This window comes from Paracoccus sigandri (genome assembly GCF_003709565.1).
Classification (GTDB): Bacteria; Pseudomonadota; Alphaproteobacteria; order Rhodobacterales; family Rhodobacteraceae; genus Paracoccus; species Paracoccus siganidrum.
In genome coordinates this window covers 104,985-128,817 of sequence record NZ_QNRC01000008.1, presented here as the reverse complement: position 1 = coordinate 128,817, position 23,833 = coordinate 104,985, and the positions used below count along the sequence as shown (strand labels likewise).

Sequence of the window (23,833 nt, the reverse complement as noted above, 5' to 3'; positions counted from 1 at the left end):
CTTTCGGAACGACAAAGGGTCGAAGCGTGACGCCCGACCCGTATGCAGCGGTCTGTTGTGACCATGTCGCCCGATTGACTGGGGCGGCATATAAGCGCCCAAGGGCCATAAATCAACATTTAGTTGAATAGCGCAGCGATAATCCGGGGATGTATCCAGCTGGAAATATCGCTTGCGCCGGGGCACGGCGCGGCGTTAGCTTCCTTCCGACATATCGTCCCGGACGGACGACCATCACTCGAAAGGACCCCCGATGCTGCGCCCTGCCCTGACCGCCCTTGCCCTTCTGGCCCCCCTGCCCGCCGCCGCGGACGAGGTCGTGGTCTTCGCCGCCGCCTCGCTGAAGAACGCGCTGGACGAGATCGCCGCCGAATGGAGCGCCGAGACCGGCCACGAGGTCACGCTGTCCTATGCCGGCTCGAACGCGCTGGCCAAGCAGATCATCGAGGGCGCGCCGGCCGACCTGTTCATCTCGGCCAATGTCGAATGGATGGATGCGGTCGACCAGGAAGGCATGGTGGCCGAGGGCGCGCGCACCGACCTGCTGGGCAACCGGCTGGTGCTGATCGCCCATGGGCAAGGGGCCGAGCCGGTCGAGATCGGGCCGGGCTTCCCCCTGGACCAGCTGCTGGACGGCGAGAAGCTGGCCATGGCGCTGGTCGATTCCGTGCCGGCAGGCCAATACGGCAAGGCCGCGCTGGAAACCCTTGGCGTCTGGCAGGCGGTCGAGGCCGATGTCGCGCAATCCGACAATGTCCGCGCCGCGCTGACGCTGGTCTCGACCGGCGAGGCGCCTTATGGCATCGTCTACGCGACCGATGCCGCAGCCGAGGACAACGTGACCATCGTGGGCGACTTCCCTGCCGACAGCTATCCCGAGATCACCTATCCCGCCGGCCTGCTGACCGGCGCCGCCGACCAGGCCGACCGCGACTTCTACGAGGCGCTGTCGGGCGAATCCGCCGGGGCGATCTTCCAGGCGCATGGCTTCACGGTGCTGAACTGACCCGGTGACGGACTGGCTGACCCCGGCGGAATGGCAGGCGGTCCGCCTGTCGGTGAAGGTCTCGCTCTGGGCCGTGGCGGCCAGCCTGCCCCTGGGCGTGCTGGTCGCCTATGCGCTGGCCCGCTGGCGCTTTCCGGGACATGGACTGCTGAACGGGCTGGTGCATCTGCCGCTGGTGCTGCCGCCGGTCGTGACCGGCTATCTGCTGCTCTTGACCTTCGGGCGGCGCGGCACGGTGGGGCAGTTCCTGGACCAGTGGTTCGGCATCACCTTCGCCTTCCGCTGGACCGGCGCGGCCCTGGCCGCCGCGATCATGGCCTTCCCGCTGATGGTCCGCGCGATCCGGCTGGCGATCGAGGCGGTGGACCCGAAGCTGGAACAGGCGGCCTCGACGCTGGGGGCCTCGCGCGTCTGGGTGTTTCTGACCGTGACCCTGCCGCTGATCCTGCCCGGCATCCTGGCGGGCATGGTGCTGGCCTTCGCCAAGGCGATGGGCGAATTCGGCGCGACGATCACTTTCGTCTCGAACATCCCCGGCCAGACCCAGACCCTGCCCTCGGCCATCTATGCCTTCCTGCAGGTGCCCGGCGGCGAAGGCGCGGCGGCGCGGCTGGTGATGATCGCCATCGTGATCGCCATGGCGGCGCTGTTCCTGTCGGAATGGATCGCCCGTGCCGTCGCGCGGCGCATCGGGGGCGGCTGATGCTGTCCCTGGCCATCCGCCACCGCTTCGCGGGTTTCACGCTGGACGCCGCCTTCGACGCGCCCGCCGGGCTGACCGCGCTGTTCGGGCAATCGGGATCGGGCAAGACCACCATCATCAATGCCGTGGCCGGGCTGATGCGCCCCGACCAGGGCCGGATCGAGGCGGGCGGGCTGGTCCTGTCGGACAGCACCACCGGCCGCTTCCTGCCGCCGCATCGCCGCAGCCTGGGCTATGTCTTCCAGGAGGCGCGGCTGTTTCCGCATCTGACGGTGCGGCAGAACCTGCTTTACGGGCGCTGGTTCGCCCGCGGCCGCCAGGGCGCCGAGATGGCGCGCATCGTCGAGATGCTGGGGATCGGCCCGCTGCTGCTGCGCCGCCCCGGCGCGCTGTCGGGCGGCGAAAGGCAGCGCGTCGCGCTTGGCCGGGCGATCCTGTCCAATCCGCGCATCCTGCTGATGGACGAACCCCTTGCCGCGCTGGACGAGGCGCGCAAGGCCGAGATCCTGCCCTATCTGGAGCGGCTGCGGGACGAGACCGGGCTGCCGATCCTCTATGTCAGCCATTCCCCGGCCGAGGTAGCGCGGCTGGCCACCACCGTCGTGCTGATCGACGCGGGCCGCGTGACCGCCGCGGGCCCCGCCGGCGCGATCCTGTCCGATCCGGCCACCGCGCCGCTTCTGGGACTGCGCGAGGCCGGGGCGATCATCTCGGCCCGCGTCGAGGCGCAGGAGGGTGACGGCCTGACGCGGCTGGGGACGGCGGCGGGGCCGGTCTGGCTGCCGCAGGTGGATGCCGCGCCGGGCACCGCGCTGCGGCTGCGCATCCTGGCGCAGGACGTGATGCTGGCGCGGACCCGGCCCGAGGGGATCTCGGCGCTGAACGTGCTGGCGGTCACGATCCGCGACCTGACCCCGATCGGCGATTCCGGGATGCTGGTGCGGCTGGAGGCCGGGGGCGAGGCACTGCTGGCGCGGATCACCCGCCGCTCGGCCACGGCGCTGGGGCTGGCGCCGGGCCAGTCCCTCTATGCGGTCCTGAAGGCGGTCTCGGTCGCGCCGGGATCGGTGGGGATCGGCTCGGTTTCCTGATCCGGGCTGTGGCCCAGGGGGTGCCACGCCCCCGAGGCGCGCGAGAAATGCAGGTATTCGGGCGGGCGGAAGCCGGGCTCGTCCATCGGGGCGACATGGCGCTCGATGGTCAGCTCCGCGCCCTGGATGTCCAGCAGGCAGAATTCGTTGCGCAGATCGCCGGGCCGGGCGCAAAGCGCGGTGCCGGCCTGGATCTGCAGGATGCCGCGCCCCGCCACCGGGTCCAGGAAGGCCCCCGCCGCCCAGACATGCAGATGCCCGCTCAGCACGATCTGCGCGCCCACGCCCTCAAGCCGCGCCAGCGCCTGTTCCGCGCCGCGCGCAAGCGCCTTGTCCACCTCGGGGCGGTGCTGCAGCGGATGGTGCAGCGCCACGATGTTCACCGGCGCCTGCGCCAGCCGCGCCAGCAGGCCATCGACCATCCGGCGCGGCAGCCTGCCCCGCTGGATCGCCAGGGGATCGGCGCTGTTCACGCCCAGCACCTGCACCGCGCCGATCCGGCGCATCGGCGCCAGCTCGCGGCAGATCGCGGCGCGATAGCCGGCATAGGGCCGGAAGATCCGCCCCGGAAGGTTGAACAGCGGCAGGTCGTGATTGCCCGGCACGGCGATCCAGTCGGGACCGATCCGGCGCAGGAAATCCGCCGCCTGCCGATATTGCGCGGGCCGGGCGCGATGGGTCAGGTCGCCGGTGACGACCACCAGATCGGCCTGCGCGGTATTGATCCGCCGCAGCAGGGGCTCGACCAGCGCGGCGCGATGGAAGCCGAAATGCAGGTCCGACAGGTGCAGGATCCGGGTCATTCCGCCCCGTCGGTCTTGTTGCTGCCATCGGCGGGCAACAAGACCTGCAGCCCGTCATGCAGCACCTTCAGGTGGAACGGCGCCCGCATCAGGGTCTTTTCGCCGTCATGGGCGACCAGCTGGCGCGGCTTGTCGGTCTCGATGGTCAGCTCCTCGGTCAGGATCAGGTCGAAATCGCTGTCCTTCGCGCTGCGCCCGAAGGCCAGCCGGAAGGCCGAGCCCATCAGCGGCAGCGGGCGCTTCGCCTTGGCGACCAGCACCGCGAACTGGCCGTTGCGGATCGCCTCGGCCCCGTCCAGCCCGAAGCTTTCCAGCTGATAGGCGCTGCGGGCGACGAAGACCAGCGCGGTGCTGAAATGACGCTTTTGCCCGCCGACCCGCGCGGTCAGCCGCATCGGGCGGCGCAGGCGGCGCAGCGCGACCAGCACCGACCAATAGGCGGCAAGGCGCGACCGGCCCCAGCGGCGATAGATCCCCTCGCGCGTCTTCAGGATGTGCGGATAGGCGCCGAAGCTGACATTGTTGAGGAAGATCAGGTCGTTGATCTGCCCGACATCGACCCTGTGGACCCGCGCCTCCAGGATCGTCTCCAGCGCGTCCTCCAGTTCTTCGCCGACGCCCAGGTCGCGGGCGAAATAGTTGAAGGTGCCGCCCGGCAGGACCCCCATCACCGCATCCGTCCCGGCCAGCGCGCCCGCCACCGCCGATTGCGTGCCGTCGCCGCCCGCCGCAAGGATCAGGTCGAAGCCGTCCTCCACCGCCTGCCGCGCCAGATCGGCCAGGTTCCCGCCCTCGCCGGTGCGGCGCAGGGCGAATTCCGCCGCGCGCGGCTCAAGCGCCCCGGTCACGGCCTCGATGAATTCCGCGTCGTCCTTGCTGCCCGAGCCGCGGTTGAAGATCACGCAGACCCGAGCCTGCGACAGATCGAATATGGCGCTGTCCTGCATGATCCCCTGTCCCGGCACGCATCCGCTTTCACCGGGACAACCCGCAAGGGGGGGCCTGGGTTTCCATGCCGGGCGGCGGGCTCACAGCTGGCGGGCGGCCTCGGCCACGGTGGGGTTCAGCCCGGCGCCGCCGGCGGCGACGTATTCCTTCAGCTGCGCGCGCATCCGGGGCTCCCAGAAATCGCGCAGATGGGCGGCGACATTCTCGGCCGCCTTGTCGCCGGGCTGGGTGTTGAAGAAGGTGGCGATCTGGTTCGCCATCATCACCATTTTCTCAGGCGACATCTGTTACCTCGCAATTCAGGCGCTGGGGATGGGTGAAAAGGTCGAAGCCCTCGCCGCGCGCGAAGGCGGCAAGGGTGATGCCGGCGCCCTGGGCCAGGCGCAGCGCATGGGCGGTGGGGGCCGAGACGGCGATCAGGATGCCCGCGCCGGCCATGGCGCATTTCTGCACCATCTCGACCGAGACGCGGCTGGTCAGCACGAAGGCGCCCTCCGCCCCCGCGATCCCCTGCCGGGCCATCGCGCCGATCAGCTTGTCCAGCGCATTGTGGCGGCCGACATCCTCGCGCGCCAGCACCACGCCCTGCCCCGGCAGCAGGAAGCCCGCCGCATGGACGGCGCGGGTGCGGTCGTGCAGGGGCTGCCAGCCGCGCAGCGCCTCGGTCGCGGCCATCACCTCGACCTCGGGCAGGATCGGGCCCACGCCATGCAGGTCGGGCAGCGGGCGCAGCGCCTGATCCAGGCTGTCGATGCCGCAGAGCCCGCAGCCCACCGGGCCGGCCAGGGTGCGGCGGCGCGCGGCCAGCGCCTCGGCGCGGTCTTCGGCCAGCCAGAGCCGCGCCTCGATGCCCTGGTCATGGGCCACCGCCTCGAAATCGGCGACCTGGGCCGGGTCGGTCACGATCCCCTCGGTCAGCGAGAAGCCCAGGGCGAAATCATGGATGTCGCCGGGGCTGGCCATCATCACCGCATGGGTCGTGCCGTCATAGACCATCGCCACCGGCACTTCCTCGGGCAGCGTGCGCAGGACCGGGACGCGGCTGCCCTTGCGGACGGACAGCGCCTCGGCGGTCAGGGTCGGCGGCGGCAGGCTCAAGGCGCGCTCACTCGGCCGCGGGCAGGATCCGGCGCGAGCGTTCGGCCTGTTCGTTGTAACGCTCCTGCCATTCCGAAGGCCCGTTCGAGGGGCTGACCTGCACCGCCGTCACCTTGAATTCCGGGCAGTTCGTGGCCCAGTCCGAGAAATCGGTGGTGACGACATTGGCCTGCGTGTCCGGGTGGTGGAAGGTCGTGTAGACCACGCCCGGCGACACCCGATCGGTCAGCAGCGCCCTGAGCGTCGTCTCGCCCGAACGCGAGGCCAGCCGCACCCAGTCGCCCTGCTTGACGCCGCGAACCTCGGCATCGTGGGGGTGGATCTCCAGCACGTCCTCGGGATGCCAGGCGACGTTGTCGGTGCGCCGCGTCTGCGCGCCGACATTGTAATGCGCCAGGATCCGGCCCGTGGTCAGCAGCAGCGGATAGCGCGGACCCGAGCGTTCGTCGGTCGCCACGTATTCGGTGATCATCAGCCGTCCCTTGCCCGAGGCGAAGCCGTCGATATGCATCATCGGCGTGCCCTGGGGCGCGGCTTCGTTGCAGGGCCACTGGACCGAGCCGACCTCTTCCAGAAGCTCGTAGCTGACGCCGGCGAAGCTGGGCGTGGTGGCGGCGATCTCGTCCATGATCTGGGCGGGATGGGTATAGGTCCATTTCGCGCCCCCCATTTCCTGCAACATCGCATTGGCCAGAAGCTGGGTGATCTCCCAGTCCTCATAGCCGTTGCGGGGCGCCATCACCTTGCGCACGCGGTTGATGCGGCGTTCGGCATTGGTGAAGGTGCCGTCCTTTTCCAGGAAGCTGGAGCCCGGCAGGAAGACATGGGCGTAATTGGCGGTCTCGTTCAGGAACAGGTCATGGACGATGACGCATTCCATCGCCGCCAGCCCGGCCGCGACATGCTTGGTGTCGGGATCCGACTGCAGGATGTCCTCGCCCTGGCAATAGAGCCCCTTGAAGCTGCCCTCGACCGCCGCGTCCAGCATGTTGGGGATGCGCAGGCCGGGCTCGGGGTCGATCTCGACGCCCCAGGCCTTCTCGTAGATCTCGCGCACGTCGGGCAGCTTCACATGGCGATAGCCCGGCAGCTCGTGCGGGAAGGAGCCCATGTCGCAAGAGCCCTGCACGTTGTTCTGGCCGCGCAGCGGGTTCACGCCGACGCCCTCGCGGCCGATATTGCCGGTCAGCATGGCAAGGTTCGCGATGCCCATCACGGTGGTCGAGCCCTGGCTGTGCTCGGTCACGCCCAACCCGTAATAGATCGAGCCGTTGCCGCCGGTCGCGAACAGCCGCGCGGCCGCCCGCAGATCCGCCGCCGGCACGCCGGTCAGCATCTCGGTGGCCTCGGGGCTGTGGCGCGGCTGGCTGACGAATTCGGCATATTGCTGGAATTCGTCCCAGTCGCAGCGGGTGCGGATGAAATCCTCGTCCATCAGCCCTTCGGTCACGATCACATGGGCCATGGCGGTGACCACGGCGACATTGGTGCCGGGCCGCAGCGGCAGGTGATGGGCCGCCTCGACATGGGCCGAGCGCACGATGTCGACGCGGCGCGGATCGACCACGATCAGCTTCGCCCCCGCCCGCAGCCGCTTCTTCAGGCGGCTGGCGAAGACCGGATGGCCGTCGGTCGGGTTGGCGCCGATGATCATGACCACGTCGGAATGCATGACGCTGTCGAAATCCTGCGTCCCGGCCGAGGTGCCGAAGGCCTTGCCCAGCCCGTATCCGGTGGGCGAATGGCAGACGCGGGCGCAGGTGTCGGTATTGTTGTTCATGAAGACCGCGCGGGTCAGCTTCTGCACCAGATAGGTTTCCTCGTTGGTGCAGCGCGACGAGGTGATGACGCCCACCGAGCGGCGGCCGTATTTCTTCTGGATGCCCAGCATCCTGCCGGCCGCGAAGGCCAGCGCCTCGTCCCATTCGACCTCGCGCCAGGGCTCGTCGATGCTGTCGCGGATCATCGGCTTCAGGATCCGGTCCTTGTGGCTGGCATAGCCATAGGCGAAGCGGCCCTTGACGCAGCTGTGGCCGCGATTGGCCTTGCCGTGCTTGTAAGGCACCATGCGCACCAGCTGGTCGCCGTTCAGTTCCGCCTTGAAGCTGCAGCCGACCCCGCAATAGGCGCAGGTGGTGATGACCGAGCGTTCGGGCGTGCCCAGCTCGTAGACGGATTTCTCCTGCAGGGTCGCGGTCGGGCAGGCCTGCACGCAGGCGCCGCAACTGACGCAATCCGAGGTCAGGAAGCTGTCATCCGGTCCGCCCGCCTTGACGCGGCTGTCGAAGCCGCGCCCCTCGATGGTCAGCGCGAAGGTGCCCTGCACCTCCTCGCAGGCGCGCACGCAGCGCGAGCAGACGATGCATTTCGCGGGATCATAGGTGAAATAGGGGTTGCTCTCGTCCTTGGGGACATAGCGCGCATTGGTGCCCGCGCCCTCGCGGATGGTGAAGTGGTTGTCCAGCCGCCCGCCCTCGGGCGCCTTGTAGCGCACGTCGCGCAGGCCCACCTCGCCCGCCATGTCCTGCAATTCGCAATCGCCATTGGCGGCGCAGGTCAGGCAGTCCAGCGGGTGGTCGCTGATGTAAAGCTCCATCACCCCGCGCCGCATCCGGCGCAGCTTGTCGGACTGGGTATGGACCACCATGCCCTCGGAGACCGGCGTGGTGCAGCTTGCCGGCGTGCCGCGGCGGCCGTCGATCTCGACCAGGCACAGCCGGCAGGACCCGAAGGCCTCCATGTTGTCGCTGGCGCAGAGCTTCGGGACCATGATCCCGGCCTCGGCGGCGGCGCGCATGACCGAGGTTCCCTCGGGCACCGTCACGTCGATTCCGTCCACGGTCAGCGTGACCGGCGCGCCGGTCCGGGCGGGAGTGCCCATGTCGCGGTCGTCGCCGGGGGGGTAAGCGGGAATGATGAAGTCCTTCATTCGGCGGCCTCCTTGCGTTCGCAGGCGAAATCGTCGGGGAAATGGGTCAGCGCCGACATCACCGGGTAAGGCGTGAAGCCCCCCAGCGCGCAGAGCGAGCCCTCCTTCATGGTGGCGCAGAGATCGGTCAGCAGCTCGACCGCCTGGCCGTCGCCTTCGGCGATGCGGTCGATGGTCTCGACGCCGCGGACGGCGCCGATCCGGCAGGGGGTGCATTTGCCGCAGCTTTCGACGGCGCAGAACTCCATCGCGAACCGCGCCATCCGCAGCATGTCGGCGGTATCGTCGAACACGACCAGCCCGGCATGGCCGATCAGCCCGCCCTGGCTGTCGAACTCCTCATAGCCGATGGGCGTGTCGAATTTCTCCACCGGCATGTAGGCGCCCAGGGGCCCGCCGACCTGCACCGCCTTGACCGGCCGGCCCGAGGCGGTGCCGCCGCCGATATCGTTGACGACCTCGCCCAGGGACAGGCCGAAGGCGGTCTCGAACAGCCCGCCATGGCGGACATTGCCGGCGATCTGCAGCGTGACCGTGCCGCGAGAGCGGCCCAGCCCGAAATCGGCGTAATGCTGCGCGCCCTTCTCGAAGATGACCGGGACGGTGGCCAGCGAGATCACGTTGTTGACCACGGTCGGCCGGCCCAGGAAGCCTTCCAGCGCGGGCAGCGGCGGCTTGGCGCGGACCACGCCGCGCTTGCCTTCCAGGCTGTTCAGCAGGCTGGTCTCCTCGCCGCAGACATAGGCGCCGGCGCCCATGCGCACCTCCATGTCGAAGGCGCGGCCCGATCCCAGCACGTCCGCCCCCAGCACGCCGCGTTCGCGGGCGATGCGGATGGCGGCTTCCAGCACGCGGATCGCCACCGGATATTCGGAACGCAGATAGACATAGCCGCGCGTCGCGCCCACGCCCAGGCCGGCGATCGCCATGCCCTCGATCAGCACGAAGGGATCGCCCTCGATGATCATGCGGTCGGCGAAGGTGCCGCTGTCGCCCTCGTCGGCATTGCAGACGATGTATTTCTGCGGCGCCTCGGCCTCCATCACCGTCTTCCACTTGATGCCGGTCGGGAAACCCGCGCCGCCGCGGCCGCGCAGCCCCGAGGCGGTGACTTCCGCCACGATCTCCTGCGGGGTCATGCCGATGGCGCGGCGCAAGCCGGCCAGGCCGCCATGCGCAGCGTAGGCGTCCAGGTCCAGCGGGTCGATCAGGCCGCAGCGGGCGAAGGTCAGCCGGGTCTGGCGGGCGAAGAAGGGGATCTCCTCGACCGGGCCCAGGCTGTCCAGCTTGCCGTCCAGCAGCGCGGGCACGTCGCCCGCCGCCACCGGGCCATAGCCGATGCGCCTGCCGTCTTCCTCGATCTCGACCAGGGGCTCCAGCCAGACCATGCCGCGGGTGCCGTTGCGGATCAGCTGGACCTCGATGCCGCGGGCCTGGGCCTCGCGGGTGATCGCCTGTGCCACCTCGTCGGCCCCCAGCGCCACGGCGGCGCTGTCCATCGGAACATAGATCCTCATGGGCGCGCCTCCTCCAGCAGCCGGTCCATGCGGGCATCGTCGAGGCGGCCGACCAGCCGGTCGTCCAGCATCGCGGCAGGCGCGCAGGCGCAAAGGCCAAGGCAATAGACCGGCTCCACCGTCACCCGCCCGTCGGGGGTCGTGTCATGCCAGCCGATGCCCAGCTTCTTCAGCGTCTCCTCGGCCAGCGCATTGGCGCCCATCGACTGGCAGGCCTCGGCCCGGCAGATCTTCAGCACATGCCGCCCGGCCGGATGGTCGCGGAAGTCGTGATAGAAGCTGATGACGCCATGGACCTCGGCGCGGCCCAGGTTCAGCACATCGGCAAGAACCGGAATGGCGGCAGAGGGCACATGGCCATAGGCATCCTGCAACGCGTGCAGCATCGGCAGAAGTGGCCCCTCGAGCGCGGCAAATCCGGCGACAATCTCGCGAATCTCCTCCTCGGTCGGGGCTGGCGCATTATGGTGCATGGCTGGCCTTTCGACTTGTTCTGGTATCCCACCAAACAGCTTTCTCGATACAGAATCAATATCGACGTTCCGTTGGTCGATAGAAGTTATCTATCAGAAACCATCCGCCGCGCCTCGGCCAGAAGCGCCTCCAGGACCGGGGTGTGGGGCTCGCGATAGGGGGCGACCAGGCCGACGGCATGGCTGGGCTCGGGGCCTTCCAGCCGGATCAGCCGGATCGGCTTGCCATCGGCCAGGAAGCTGGCGATGTCCTCGGGCAGCACGGTCAGCCAGTCCCCCGCCAGCACATGCGCCGCCAGCACCACGGTCGAGTTCGATTCGACCGTCGCCTGCGGCGTGACCCCGGCGCTGGCCAGGTTGCGGTTGATGATGCGCCGGTTCTGCATGTCCGAGGTCAGCAGGCACAGCCTGCGCCCCTGCAATTCCTGCCAGCTTACGCTGTCGCGCGCCGCCAGGTCGCAATCGGCCCCGCAGACCAGCATGAACCGCTCGTCATAAAGGGGAACCGTGCTGACCTTCCCCAAAGGCTCGTTGTCCAGGTAGGAGATCCCCGCATCCACGTCCAGATCGTCGATCATCTGCAGGATCTCGACCGAGGTGCGCGACAGGATGGTGAAGCCGACATTGGGATGGTTCGCGCCGAAACGGGCGCTGATCTTGGCGGCCCAGGTCAGCGCGGTGGGGATGACGGCGATGCGCAGCCGCCCCGACAGCCCGTGGCGCGTGGCGCGCATCTCCTCGCGCAGCTGGCGGCTGTCGCCGACGATGCGGCGCGCCCAGACCAGCGCGCTCTGGCCCTCGGGCGTCAGCCCGCCATAACGCGAGCCGCGAAAGATCAGCAGCACGCCCAGCTGTTCCTCGAGCTGCTTGATGCCGGCCGAAAGCGTCGGCTGGGTAATGCCGAGCGAGGCGGCGGCGCGGCCGAAATGGCCCTCCTTGGCGACGGCCAGGAACATTTCCAGCTTGTCGATCACCGCGATCCTCCCCACCCGGTCCCCGATTGCCGATAGAACCGGCGGCGGCGCGCGGCGTCAACCGCACGCAGGCCGAAACCGCGTCAGCCGGCCGGGCGGGTCAGCCTGCCGGGCGGGCCGGGGCGGGCTGCGGGTCGTCCCAGGCGTCCTTGCGCCCCAGAAGCCGGCGCATCAGCACATAGAACAGCGGCGCGAACAGGATGCCCAGCACGGTCGAGGCGATGGTGCCGCCCATCACCGTCGAGCCGATGGCGTTGCGGCCATTCGCGCCGGCGCCGGTGGACAGCACCAGCGGCAGCACCCCCAGCGAAAACGCGATCGAGGTCATGATGATCGGCCGGAAACGCTGGCGCGCGGCCTCGACCACGGCGCGATACAGCGGCACGCCGGATTCGGACTGCTCGCGCGCGAATTCGACGATCAGGATGGCGTTCTTGCCGGTCAGCCCGATCACCGTCAGCAGGCCCACCTGGAAGAAGACGCCATTGTCGAACTGCCCCGCCCAGGCGCCCACCAGCGCCCCCAGGATGCCGATGGGCATGACCAGGATGACCGCCAGCGGGATCGACCAGCTTTCGTAAAGCGCGGCGAGGCACAGAAACACCGCCGCCAGCGACAAGGCGTAGAGCAGCATGGTCTGGTCGCCCGATTCCCGTTCCTCCAGCGACAGGCCGGTCCAGGCCACGGCATAGCCGGCGGGCAGCTGCGCGGCCAGCCGCTCGATCTCGGCCATGCCCTCGCCGCTGCTGACGCCGGGGATGGGATTGCCCTGGATCTGCATCGCCGGCACGCCGTTATAGCGCTTCATCCCCTGCGCCCCATAGGTCCAGTCGCCGGTCGCGAAATTCGAGAAGGGCACCAGCCCGCCCGAGGCATTGCGCACCCGCCATTTCTCCAGGTCGCTGGGGACCGCGCGCGAATCCGCCTCGCCCTGCACATAGACGCGCTTGATGCGGCCGCGATCGACGAAATCGTTCACATAGGACCCGGTCCAGGCGATCTGCAGCATGGTTGCGACATCGGTCGCCGTCACCCCCATCGCGCCGGCCTTGCGCCAGTCGATGTCCAGGTTGAACTGCGCCGCGTCCTCCAGCCCCGAGGGCCGGATCTGCTCGATCAGCGGGCTCTGCATGGCCATGCCCAGAAGCTGGTCGCGCGCGTCCAGCAGCTGTTCATGCGACTGCCCGCCGCGCGCCTGCAGATAGAAGTCGAAGCCCGAGACATTGCCCAGCTCGATCACCGAGGGCGGCACGATCGGGAAGACCATCGCGTCGCGGATCTGGCTCAGCGCCCCGAAGGCGCGCCCGGCGATGGCCTGCACCGACTGGTCGGGATTCGGCCGCTCCTTCCAGTCCTTCAGCCGGATGAAGGCCATGCCGGTATTCTGCCCAGAGCCGCCGAAGCTGAAGCCGGCCACGGCGAAGACCGATTCCACATTCGCGGCCTCGTCCTCCAGGAAATACTGGCGGACTTGGTCGATCACCTTCTCGGTGCGCTCGGTCGTGGCGCCGGTCGGGCCCTGGATCAGCACGAACATGATGCCCTGGTCCTCGTCGGGCAGGAAACCCTCGGGCGTGCGCAGGAACATCAGCACCATCGCCGCCCCCAGCGCGGCATAGATCAGCAGCATGCGCAGCGGGCGCCGCACCAGCCAGCCGACCGCGCCGGTATAGCCGCGCGTGGTGCCGTCGAAGCCGCGGTTGAACCAGCCAAGCGGGCCGCGCCGGATCGTATGCGCCTTGTGCTTCAGCATCGAGGCGCAGAGCGCCGGCGTCAGCGTCAGCGCCACGACGACCGACAGGCCCATGGCCGAGACGATGGTGATCGCGAATTGCTGGTAGATGACCCCGGTCGAGCCGCCGAAGAAGGCCATCGGCACGAAGACCGCCGACAGGACCAGCGCGATGCCGATCAGCGCCCCGGTGATCTGGCCCATGGACTTGCGCGTCGCCTCGCGCGGGGGCAGGCCTTCCTCCTCCATGATCCGCTCGACGTTTTCCACAACGACGATGGCATCGTCGACCAGAAGGCCGATGGCCAGCACCATCGCCAGCATGGTCAGCGTGTTGATGGTGAAGCCGAAGGCCGCCATGATCCCGAAGGTCCCCAAGAGCACGATCGGCACCGCCAGCGTCGGGATCAGCGTCGCCCGCCAGTTCTGCAGGAACAGGAACATGACCAGGCAGACCAGCACGATGGCCTCGATCAGCGTCTTGACCACCTCCTCGATCGAGATCTCGACGAAGGGCGTGGTGTCGAAGGGGATGACGTAGCTGACGCCCTCGGGGAAGAACTGGGCGAATTCCTCCATCCGCTCCTTCACCCGCTCGGCCGTGTCCAGCGCGTTGGCGCCGGGCGCCAGGCTGATCGCCATCCCCGAGGCCGGCTGGCCGTTATAGGTGCCCTCGGCGAAATAGCTTTCCGAGCCGATCTCGACCCGCGCCACGTCCTGCAGCAGCACCAGCCCGCCATTCTCCTCGGCGCGCAGCACGATCTGGCGGAAATCCTCGGGCGTGGACAGCAGCGACTGCGCCGTCACAGTCGCGTTCAGCTGCTGGCCGTCGACCGTCGGGCGGGTGCCGAAGGCGCCGGCCGAGATCTGCGTGTTCTGCGCCGAGACCGCCGCCGTCACGTCGCCCGGCGTCAGCTCGTAGGCGGCCAGCTTGGACGGGTCCAGCCAGATCCGCATCGCGTATTTCGCCCCGAAGACCTCGACGCTGCCCACCCCCTCGATCCGGCTCAGGTCGTCCACCAGGTTTGTGGTCATATAGTCGGACAGGTCGGTCTGGTCGTATTCCTCGTTGCCGATCAGGCCGACGACCATCAGGAAGCTGGCCGCCGTCTTCTCGACCCGGACGCCCTGGCGCTGCACCGGCTCGGGCAGCAGCGGCATGGCCTGGGACAGCTTGTTCTGCACCTGCACCTGCGCGATATCGGCATCGGTTCCGGTCGCGAAGGTCAGCGTCGTGGTCGATGTGCCCGCCGCGCTGGTGCTGGAGGACATGTAGCGCAGCCCGTCCAGCCCGGTCATCTGCTGCTCGATCACCTGGGTGACGGTATTGGTCACCGTCTCGGCCGAGGCGCCGGGATAGTCGGCGCTGACATTGACCGAGGGCGGCGCGATCTGCGGATATTGCGCGATCGGCAGCGACAGGATCGACAGCACGCCGATGCCCATGATGATGATCGAGATCACCCAGGCGAAAACCGGTCGGTCGATGAAGAAACGGGCCATGCTGATCGGGTCCTGGTCGGAGACGGGTTAATCGGCGGCGGCTTCGGGGGCGGGCTCGGGTTCGGCAGCATTTTCGGCGGCAGCCTCGGCCTCGGGCGGGGCGTCGCCCGCATCACCCGCATCGGCGGCGGCGGGCTCGGCCTCCTCGCCCTCGCCCTCGCCCTCGGCCGCGCCAGCGCCCGCCGCGCGTTCCTCGGGGGTGACGGCCATGCCCGGCCCGATGCGCTGCAGCCCCTCGACCACGATCCGGTCGCCATCGGCCAGCCCGTCGCTGACCACCCACATGTTGCCGCGGTCCTGCTGGATTTCCAGCAGGCGCTGCTCGATGACGTTCTGGTCGTTGACGACGAAGGCCACCGGGCGGCCGCGGCGGTCGCGGGTCACGCCTTCCTGCGGGGCCAGGACGGCATTGCGGATCTGCGCCTGCGGGATCTCGGCCTGGACATACATGCCGGGCAGCAGGAACTGGTCGGGATTGTCGAAGGCCATGCGCAGCGTGACCACGCCGGTCAGCTCGTCCACATGCGGCTCGGCCGCGGTCAGCGATCCGGTATGTTCATAGATGCTGCCATCGGCCAGGCGCAGCGTGACGGTGCGGTCCACCTCGGGCGGCAGCGCGGCCTCGGGGCCCAGGCGCCGCCAGCGCACGATCTCGGCCGCCGACTGGGTCACGTCCACATGCACCGGATCGATGCTGCGGATCACCGCCAGCGGATTGGCCTGGCTGGCCGTGACCAGCGTCCCCGCAGAGCTTTGCGCCAGGCCGATCATGCCGCCGATCGGGGCGCGGATGGTGGTCCGGTCCAGGTCGATGCGCGCCGTCAGCAATTGCGCCTCGGCCGCCTTCACCGCCGCCTCGGCGGCATCGCGCGCCGCGACGGCCGTGTCCTGCGTCTGCTCGGACGCGACCCGGCGGTCGCGCAGCGCCCCCACGCGGTCGGCCTCGCGCCGGGCGGCATCGGCCTGGGCCTCGGCCTGGGCCAGCGCCGCCTCGGCCTGCGCGACGGCGGCCTCGTAGCTGCGCGGGTCGATGTGATAGAGCGGGTCGTCCGCCGCGACCAGGCTGCCTTCCTCGAACAGCCGCTCGATCACGATGCCATTGACCTGCGGGCGCAGCTCGGCCTCGGCCGAGGCCAGGACCCGGCCCGGCAGGCTGGTCGTCAGGGTCACGTCCTCGGCCGCCAGCGTGACCACCGTCACGGCGGGCGGCGGCATCTCGGCGCCCGCGGGGTCCTGCGCCCCTGCCGAAAGCGGAAAGGCGACGGCGGTCACGGTTCCGACGAACAACAAAAATCGAGTCAGCATCGATATGCCCTCGGCCAGCAAGTCATTGATTTATATAAGCGCAGTGCCGCGCACTGCGATCGCTGCGCGTTTTCCGCCTGAACGCTAGACCGGGCTTGCAGCGGACACAACCACCGACAGCAAAAAAATGGCGGGTTCCCGCAACAGGACCGCCGGGAATGCTGCCTGTCTAGAAAGGCGGATGCAAGCCCAGGATGACCGCGCTGAGGATCAGCCCCGCCCCGCCGACCAGCAGATCGTGCAACCCGTCCCAGACGCGATGGCGCAGCGCCAGCGAAACGATGCCCAGATGCATGACCCAGCTCGCCGCGGCCTGGCCGATGATCGCCCCCGGCAGTCCGGCCAGTTCCACCCCGGCCAGGAAGCCCGCGATCTGCACCACCGCGCGCAGCACGGTCAGGATCGAGGGGCCGCGCGAATCCCCGGCGGCCAGCGCGGCCGCGGGATAGGTCATCCCCAAGACCATCGGGATCTGCGCGCAGGCGATCAGGCTGATGATCTGCCCGGCCTCGGCATAGCGCGCGTCGTAAAGCAGCGCCACCAGCATCGGCCCGGCAAGCCCCATCAGCCCGATCATCCCCATGACCAGCACCGAAAGCCCCAGCCGCATCCGCCGCACGGTGGCGAAATTCGCGGCCGAGACATGAGGCGGCGTGTCGCGATAGACCGGGATCATGGTCGAGCCGCAGATCTGCTGCGCCAGCGCCATCGGGAAACTGGCCAGGAAGAAGGCGATGTTGTAGATGCCCAGCATCTCCAGGCTGAGATACTTGCCGAGGACCACCTTGTCGCCCTGGGCCAGCACGAAGCCGCTGGCCGAGGACAGCAGGATCCACTTGCCGAAGCCGACCAGCTCATGCACCGCCGAGGGGTCCCAGCGCGGCCGCATCGCCGGGCCGGGCAGGATCGCGCGGCTGATCGCCACCTTGACGATCGCGGCCACCACCTGCCCCCAGGCCAGCGCCCAGATCGAGGGCGAGATCCACGCATAGGCGATCATGAAGACCAGCGCCACGAACTGGCTGCCGATCTCGATCGCGACGCTGGGGCCGACGCGGATATGGCGCATCGCATGTTCGACATTGGGCGCGACCAGCCCGGCGACCAGCACGCCCAACGCCACCACCGGGATCAGCTGCGCCAGTTCCGGCGCCTGGTAGAAACGCGCGACCGGCACGGCCAGCAGGCAGAGCATCGCGAAATAGATCGCGTGCAGGATCAGCTTCACCGACCAGGCGGTTTCCAGGAATTTCGGGTCGTCGCCGCGCTTGCTCTGCATGATCGAGGGGACCAGGCCCAAGTCGCTCATCATGAAGACGGCGATCACCACCATCGTCACCAGCGCCATCACCCCGAAGGCGTCGGGATAGAGCAGCCGCGTCAGGATCAGGTTGCTGGCCAGGCGCAGGCCCTGCCCGCCGACATAGCCGATGCCCGAGACGGCCGAGCCGCGCAGCACGCGGGCGGTGATGGTCGAGCCCGACAGATAGTCCTTCCAGCGTCTCATCCGTCGATCGCCCCCTGGAACAGCGCCGCCAGCTTCGCGGCCTCGCGGTCGATGTCATGACGCGCCAGCACTCGCGCCCGGCCCGCCGCGCCCATCGCCTGCAACCGGTCCGCCGGGGTCGCCGCGGCCGCGGCCATCGCCCCGGCAAGCGCCGCGGCATCGCCCGCCGGCACCAGCCAGCCGGTTTCGCCGGGCAGGACCAGTTCGGGATTGCCCGCGATCCAGGTCGCGATCACCGCCCGGCCCGCGGCCATCGCCTCCATCACCACCATCGGCAGCCCCTCGGCGAAGCTGGGCAGGACCAGCGCATGGGCATCGGCCAGCACCGCGCGCACCCCGGCCTCGTCCAGCCAGCCGGTCAGCGTGACCAGGTCGCCCACGCCATGCGCGCGGATCGCGGCCTCGATCGCCGGGCGCATCGGGCCGTCGCCGACCAGCGTCAGCCGCAGATCGGCGCCCTGCGCGCGGGCCAGCGCCACCGCCTCGGGCAGCAGGAGCTGGCCCTTCTGTTCGGCGAAACGGCCGATATTGACCAGGTGCAGCGGCCCCGGCGGCATCGGCGCGGGATCCGGGAAGCGCGCCGGCTCGATGCCGCAATGGACCACCTCGATCCGCGGCCAGTCGCCATGACCGGCCCAACGCGACAGCTGGCTGCGCCCATGCGAGGAGATCGCGACCGTGAAGGCCGCGCCGGCGATCTTCTCGCCCAGGCTCAGCGCCTCAGGCTGGTCGAATTCCTCGGGGCCATGGACGGTGAAGCTGTAGCCCGGCCCGCCAAGCGCGCGGACCAGCGCGGCCACGGCGGCGGAATTGGTGCCGAAATGGGCGTGGAGATGCTGCAGCCCAAGCGCCCTGGCCCGCCGGGCGACATGGGCCGCCTCGACCAGGTAGATCAGGTGGCGCAGCCGCCCCTGGCGCGACCGCCCGCCCATCCGCAGCGCCATCCGCAGGGCCTTGCCGAAAGCCGCGGGCCGCGACAGCGCCATGCGCGCCAGATCGCCCAGCAGCCGCCCCGCCCCGGCCTTCAGCACCAGTTCGGTCCGGTCGTATTCCGCCAGGTCCCCGGCATCGACCAGCACCGCCCGGTCGCTGCGCATGGCGAAGCGATGGACCGGCAGGCCCAGCCGCTCCAGCGCGTGGATCTCGCGCCGGATGAAGGTCACGCTGGGTTGCGGATAGGTGTTCAGAAGATAGCCGATACGCACGGGAATTCCTCAGTTTGCGGCAGGGCGCAGGGTGCGGGTGGAAGGGTCGGATGCCGCGCTCATCTGCCGCGAGTCCAGCCCGCGTCGCGTCCCCGGCCCAGCCGCACCGCGACCGAGACCGCCGCATAGACCGCAAAGCCCACCGGATCGCGCAGCGCCAGCCGCGCCGTGCCGCCGGCGCCCAGCGGCGCCTTGCCCTCATTCGCGATCAGCGCGGGCCAGCGCGCGGCGATCTCGGCCACGCCCGCATCCTGCCGCCGCCGCACCCGGACCAGCCGCGACCAGCCCTCGACCATCGGCCAGTCGTAATCGGCATCGACCCCGATCCGCTCATGGGGGGCGAATTGCAGCCGCACATAGGTATCGTCGGAAATGATCCGCGGAAACGCGCCCCAGCGCGCCCGGCCTGCCGCATTCACCGCGAAAAGCCCATAGCCGGGCGCCGCGCTGCGGGCGAAGGGAAGGCGCTGCCACAGCCGGGCATAGGCCCGCGTGACGGCACTGCGCGGGCGCGGGATGCGGGCATTGCCGCTGGCATAGGCGGGCCCCGGCGCGCCGGACAGCGCGCGCGCCAGCTGCGCCATCAGGGGCGGGCTGACCGTCACATCCGCATCCAGATAGGCGCGGATTGTGCCCGAGGCCGCCGCGTCGCCCGCGTTCAGCGCGCCGATCTTGTCGCCCTCGTCAAGCTCGATCACCTGCCAGCCCCAGCCGGCCGCCGCCGCGCGATCCGCGAAGCCGCGCGCGATCCGGGCCGTCCGGTCGCGGCAGCCATTGGCGACGACGATCGCCTCGGCCCCGCCCGGCACCGGCTCTGATCCCAGCAGCGCGGCCAGGCAATCGCCCAGCCAGGCCTCTTCATTGCTGGCCGGAATGATGACACTCAGCATGGCTTTCCCCTAGTCCCGGCCCTGCGCGACGGCCCGCCAGCGCGGATTGTCGTCATCCAGCCAGCGCAGCGTGCCCCAGCTGCCATAGCGGCTGGGCCGTTCGATGGCGTTGAAATCGTTGAAGGGATTGTCGCTGACCCGGCGCCATCCCGCGATCAGCTCGTCATAGAGCGCCTCGATCCCCGGCGCATAGTTCAGCGCCATCAGGAATTCGGTCAGTTCCTCGTCCTGCATCGAGGCGCCCAGCCCGACGACATGGGTGCCGCCCTCATACATGACCAGCTCCAGCCCGTAGCGGTCGGCAACGGCCTTGTGATAGGGGAAAAGCTCCTCGACCACCGCCCGGACCGAGCCCTCGGGCCTGCCGCTGACCGAACCGTCATGCAATTCGGCCAGCGCCGGGGCGAAGGCGCGATCAAAACGGTGGTCGCGGATATGCTGCGCGGCGGCCGGACCGCTGAGCCCCCGCGCGGCGGCCTCCTCGCTGGCGGCGATCAGGCTTTCCGCCATCCAGCCCTTGTACATCGCCACGCGTTCCGGATCGTCCATGCCGGGGCCGAAATAGCCGGTGATCGCATAGGCATCGAAGGATTCATGCGGCGCGCGCCAGCCCTGGGGATCGGCCCGGCGCCAGGCGGGGGCGTTCAGGATGTCCTCCTCCAGCCCCTGCCAGCCGGGATGGGTGCCGATCACGCGGACCAGGCGATCCCTGGCCTCGGTGCCGAACTCCTCGGTCCAGATATCGGCGATGCGGGCAGCGCGATGGGCGCCGTATTGCACCCAGGCATCGCGCGCGCCCCAGACCGCACGCGCCTGTTCGTCGGCCCAGGCGGATTGCGGGAACGAGAAATTCCACACCTCGTTGGAAAATTCGACGATGGCGCGGCGCTCGGCGGCCAGCCCGTTGCGCACGATCCGCGCATAGTCGCGCGCCAGTTCGTCGCTGGCCAGATGCGGAATGGTGAACCAGGGATCGGCGCTGGTCTGATTGGCCAGCGCCACCATCACCTCGACCGGCACGCCATGGGGGCCGGCCCAGGTCGCGTCGGTGACAAGCGGGCGGTCACGGGGATCGGAAAGCGTGGTGGTGTTCGCGTTCATCCAGGGCATGAAGCGCAATTCCTGGGCGCCCCGCAGCCGGGCCAGGAAATCCGGGTTGAAGATTTCCCCCTGCCGGGCCAGGGCCACGCGATCCTCGCGGATGACCGAGATGTCGCGGATCGGATCCTCGGGATCGGTCTGCAGGATGTTGATCTGCACCGCGCCCTCGCCGGGGGTGAAGCTGAACCAGATCACGCCGGGTTCGTGATGGACCCGCCGCGCCCGCCCCTCCAGCTCGATCCGGCCGCTGCCTTGGTAGCGCAGCTCGTAGCGCCCGGCGGCCGAGGCGGCCTGCGGCGGCAGGTCGGTCAGGATCAGCGTGGACAGGGCGGTGACGCTCTGGGGGACGGCCCTGGGCCAGCCATGGTCGTCCAGCCAGCCCTCGCCCCGCAGCTGGTCGGCCTCGAAACCGCCCCATTGGCCGGGCAGATGGCCGATCCAGGGGCGCGCGGTCTTGAACAGGTCCAGGAAGGGAAGCTCGGTCGACCAGTCGCTGATGGCGGTCAGGTTGAAGGCGATGCCCTGGCGGGTGACGCCGGCCAGCTCCGAGACCGCCTGCACCGGCGCCGCTTCGGCATCAACGGCATCAGCGGCGGGCGCCGCCTCCGGCACCACCGGCTGGGGATCGGGCGCGCGCAGGCCGCGCCAGGCCAGCCGCTGCAGCGCCACGGCCATGTCCGGCGTGAAGCCCTCCGCCTGCCCGGCGCCGCCCTGCTGCGGCCCCAGCCAGGCCGGCAGCCCGGTCGGATCGGTCCCGTTCAGGACGCCGTGCAGGACCATCGCCGCGAAGAACCGCCCGCGCCCGTTCAGCCCGCCCTCGCCGTCCAGCAGATCCGCCAGCGCCGGGATCCCCGGCACCGCGCCCGTGCCGATTTCCCGCGACAGCAGCGCGAAGGCCTGCGCCATCGGGACGGGTTCCATCCCGGCGGCCTCCGCCTCGGGCCCGCCCGCGGCGGCCTCTTGCAGCGCCGCCTGCCAGCCCTCGGGATCGCCGGCATCCGGCGCGGGCAAGGGATCGATCACATAGAGCCGGAACGCCGGATCCGCCTCCAGCGCCACCGCGCCGATCCGCGCGATCTCATCGGCCGCGCCCTCCCCTGGCGGCAGTTCCAGGACGGCGCGGTCGAAGCGCCCGCTGGCCAGCAGCCGGTCAAGCGCCGCCGGATCGCCATCCGCCGCGACCAGCTGCACCCGGATGTTCTCGCCGCTCATGACGCTGGCGGTTTCCAGCCATTTCGGCATGTCGTCCGCGAACAGCCCCGAGCCGATCAGCAGGATGTCGGCGATCAGCGCGAAGGGATTCATGCCCCGACCCCCCTCATGCACCGACCCCGGTGAAGGGATCGTGGCGCACCACCTCCCAGACGATGCGCTGGATGGTGCGGGCGGCCTCGTCCGAAAAGGCCTCGGCCGGCGAGCCGTCGGCGCGCTGCAGCCGGTGCGGCAGTCCTTCGGGGCTTCGGTGATAGAGGACCGCGTAATGGGTCAGGGCGATCACATAGCTGCCCAGGTCGTTGACATGGATCATGTCCTGGCTGCCATCCTCGGCTCGCGCGAACAGCGCCTCGCGTGTCTCCAGCCCGGCGATCTCGCCGGCCTCGGCGGCGCGCACCACCGCGGCCAGGGCCGGGCCGCCGGGAATGCGATAGATGGTGCCGACCGCCGGGTCGCTCATGGCGCGGCGCAGCAGCTCGTCGCGCCACAGCGCCCCGGCGTCACTGTCGATCCGCTCCAGCCAGCCGGCGGGATCGTCCAGCCGATGCCAGGTCTCGTAGAGATAGAGCCGCTGGTCGGGCCGCCCCTGCCGGGCAAGCCGCGCCCATTCGGCCAGGTAATGGCTGCTGGAATGCCACTTGATCGCATCTTTCAGCTCGACCATCTCGGTCAGCACCACCGCATCGTGATCGCCCCCGCCGATCGCCTGTTTCGCATCGGCGAAGGCGGGATGGGCGTTCTCGGTGTCATAGCCGGGGATCTCGTCCCGGCCCAGCCAGTGCTGGCGCAGCGAGGCCCCCCAGCCCAGTTGGCTGGCATGGCGATGCCCGGCGACCAGCTGCGCCAGCATGGCGGGCATCTCCCGCCCGACCAGGCTGTGGCCCAGGTGATAGACGTTCAGCGGCCCCTCGGGCGGCGACAGGGGCGGGAAGGCGGCGGCGAAATCGGCCTCGGCCATCTGCGGCAGGGGCGGCGGGCCGCCGCCCGACCGGCGCCGCCGGATCAGCAGCCCGGCCCCGACCCCCGCCAGCCCCAGCGCGGCGATCCCGGAAAACATGGTCAGCCTGCGGTTCACCTCGGGTCCTCCCTGCCTCGACACAAACAAATGCGGCACATGAAATATACTGTCTTTTCAAATTCCCGGCGCAAGAGGCGGCGGGCGGTTCAGCCCGTCGGCGCGGCGGGCAGCATGAAACCGGCGATCATCTGACCCTCGGCGAAGGCGAAGCGGCCCGGCAATTCGGCCCCGTTCTCGAAAGGGGGGACGGCGCGGCGAAAGCGGGCGGTCAGGGTGCCGCTGCCGGGATCGACGCGGACGGTCATCGCCTCGAAGCCGAACAGCGTCCTGCTGGCGGGATACTGGCATTTATAGGCCGCCTCCTTCGCGACGAAGATCAGCCGCGCCCAACGCAGCGGCTGGACCTGACCGGCGATCCAGGCGCATTCGTCGCTGTCGCAGATCTCGTCCAGCACGTCATGGGGCAGCGGCTGGTCGGGTTCGACATCCAGCCCCAGGCCGCGGAAGCGCGCGGCCGGGGCGGCCACGGCCAGCGCATAGTCGCGGCTATGGGTGATGCTGCCGGTGGCGCCTTCGGGCCAGATCGGCGCGCGATCCTGGCCCATCGGGATGGCGGCGCGGGGCAGGCCCGCCGCCGCAAGGGCGGCACGCGCGGCCGCGCGCCCGGCCGCGAATTCCGCCACGCGGCGCGGAATGGCGCGGGCGACGGCCGGCGCTTCGGCCGGCAGGGGCGCGGGGGCGGTGCCGATGGCCACCGCCGCATGGCCCACCTCGCCGGGAAACAGGCCCGAGATCACCCGCCCCAATCCGCTCAT

At 69.8% G+C, this 23,833-nt stretch carries 19 protein-coding genes; 3 read left to right on the top strand and 16 right to left on the bottom strand.

Annotated elements, in window-relative coordinates; translation table 11 throughout:
• Positions 1-253: 253 nt before the first annotated feature.
• The 3 genes from modA to modC are packed head-to-tail and all read left to right on the top strand — an operon-like array spanning position 254 to position 2,800.
• Positions 254-1,006, top strand: a complete 753-nt coding sequence (gene modA / locus C9E82_RS09630; protein WP_119897451.1) for a molybdate ABC transporter substrate-binding protein — start codon at positions 254-256, stop codon at positions 1,004-1,006.
• 4 nt (positions 1,007-1,010) lie between these two features.
• Entirely contained in the window at positions 1,011-1,709 is a 699-nt protein-coding gene (modB, locus tag C9E82_RS09625; RefSeq protein WP_119897452.1) for a molybdate ABC transporter permease subunit, read from the top strand.
• Positions 1,706-2,800, top strand: a complete 1,095-nt coding sequence (gene modC, locus C9E82_RS09620) for a molybdenum ABC transporter ATP-binding protein (RefSeq protein WP_119897472.1) — start codon at positions 1,706-1,708, stop codon at positions 2,798-2,800. The genes modB and modC overlap by 4 nt, the downstream gene beginning before the upstream one ends.
• Here the strand turns inward: modC and C9E82_RS09615 are convergent.
• The 16 genes from C9E82_RS09615 to C9E82_RS09540 form a co-directional block, all read right to left on the bottom strand.
• Positions 2,737-3,603 (bottom strand): metallophosphoesterase family protein, encoded by an 867-nt coding sequence (locus C9E82_RS09615; protein ID WP_119897453.1) that lies wholly within the window; start codon positions 3,601-3,603, stop codon positions 2,737-2,739. The two genes, modC and C9E82_RS09615, sit on opposite strands and share 64 nt — an antisense overlap.
• Positions 3,600-4,550 carry a diacylglycerol/lipid kinase family protein gene (locus C9E82_RS09610; RefSeq protein ID WP_119897454.1) on the bottom strand — a complete coding sequence of 317 codons (951 nt, stop codon included), beginning with the start codon at positions 4,548-4,550 and terminating at the stop codon, positions 3,600-3,602. Before C9E82_RS09610 ends, C9E82_RS09615 begins: the two co-directional genes overlap by 4 nt.
• An 81-nt stretch (positions 4,551-4,631) precedes the next feature.
• Positions 4,632-4,835 (bottom strand): formate dehydrogenase subunit delta, encoded by a 204-nt coding sequence (locus tag C9E82_RS09605; protein WP_119897455.1) that lies wholly within the window; start codon positions 4,833-4,835, stop codon positions 4,632-4,634.
• Positions 4,825-5,649, bottom strand: coding sequence for a formate dehydrogenase accessory sulfurtransferase FdhD (gene fdhD, locus C9E82_RS09600; RefSeq protein WP_420849811.1), 825 nt, complete (start codon positions 5,647-5,649; stop codon positions 4,825-4,827). The genes C9E82_RS09605 and fdhD overlap by 11 nt, the downstream gene beginning before the upstream one ends.
• A gap of 7 nt (positions 5,650-5,656) precedes the next feature.
• Positions 5,657-8,578 carry a formate dehydrogenase subunit alpha gene (gene fdhF / locus C9E82_RS09595; protein ID WP_119897456.1) on the bottom strand — a complete coding sequence of 974 codons (2,922 nt, stop codon included), beginning with the start codon at positions 8,576-8,578 and terminating at the stop codon, positions 5,657-5,659.
• Complete coding sequence (locus C9E82_RS09590; protein WP_119897457.1) at positions 8,575-10,095, bottom strand: formate dehydrogenase beta subunit; 1,521 nt, start codon at positions 10,093-10,095, stop codon at positions 8,575-8,577. Before C9E82_RS09590 ends, fdhF begins: the two co-directional genes overlap by 4 nt.
• The gene (locus C9E82_RS09585) at positions 10,092-10,568 is read right to left on the bottom strand and encodes a formate dehydrogenase subunit gamma (protein WP_119897458.1); all 477 of its coding nucleotides are present in this window, start codon (positions 10,566-10,568) and stop codon (positions 10,092-10,094) included. Before C9E82_RS09585 ends, C9E82_RS09590 begins: the two co-directional genes overlap by 4 nt.
• A gap of 86 nt (positions 10,569-10,654) precedes the next feature.
• Complete coding sequence (locus C9E82_RS09580; protein ID WP_119897459.1) at positions 10,655-11,542, bottom strand: LysR family transcriptional regulator; 888 nt, start codon at positions 11,540-11,542, stop codon at positions 10,655-10,657.
• Positions 11,543-11,642: 100 nt separating this feature from the next.
• The gene (locus tag C9E82_RS09575; protein ID WP_119897460.1) at positions 11,643-14,777 is read right to left on the bottom strand and encodes an efflux RND transporter permease subunit; all 3,135 of its coding nucleotides are present in this window, start codon (positions 14,775-14,777) and stop codon (positions 11,643-11,645) included.
• 27 nt (positions 14,778-14,804) lie between these two features.
• A complete protein-coding gene (locus C9E82_RS09570; protein WP_119897474.1) occupies positions 14,805-16,082 on the bottom strand; it encodes an efflux RND transporter periplasmic adaptor subunit in 1,278 nt (425 codons plus the stop codon).
• A gap of 169 nt (positions 16,083-16,251) precedes the next feature.
• The gene (locus tag C9E82_RS09565; RefSeq protein ID WP_119897461.1) at positions 16,252-17,589 is read right to left on the bottom strand and encodes an oligosaccharide flippase family protein; all 1,338 of its coding nucleotides are present in this window, start codon (positions 17,587-17,589) and stop codon (positions 16,252-16,254) included.
• Positions 17,586-18,794 (bottom strand): glycosyltransferase family 4 protein, encoded by a 1,209-nt coding sequence (locus C9E82_RS09560; protein WP_119897462.1) that lies wholly within the window; start codon positions 18,792-18,794, stop codon positions 17,586-17,588. Before C9E82_RS09560 ends, C9E82_RS09565 begins: the two co-directional genes overlap by 4 nt.
• A 59-nt stretch (positions 18,795-18,853) precedes the next feature.
• A complete protein-coding gene (locus C9E82_RS09555) occupies positions 18,854-19,684 on the bottom strand; it encodes a glycosyltransferase family 2 protein (protein ID WP_119897463.1) in 831 nt (276 codons plus the stop codon).
• A gap of 9 nt (positions 19,685-19,693) precedes the next feature.
• Entirely contained in the window at positions 19,694-22,090 is a 2,397-nt protein-coding gene (locus tag C9E82_RS24465) for a hypothetical protein (protein WP_170162032.1), read from the bottom strand.
• A 13-nt stretch (positions 22,091-22,103) separates the two neighbouring features.
• Positions 22,104-23,075 (bottom strand): hypothetical protein, encoded by a 972-nt coding sequence (locus tag C9E82_RS09545; RefSeq protein WP_240643482.1) that lies wholly within the window; start codon positions 23,073-23,075, stop codon positions 22,104-22,106.
• A gap of 89 nt (positions 23,076-23,164) precedes the next feature.
• A complete protein-coding gene (locus C9E82_RS09540) occupies positions 23,165-23,833 on the bottom strand; it encodes a 4'-phosphopantetheinyl transferase superfamily protein (protein ID WP_119897464.1) in 669 nt (222 codons plus the stop codon).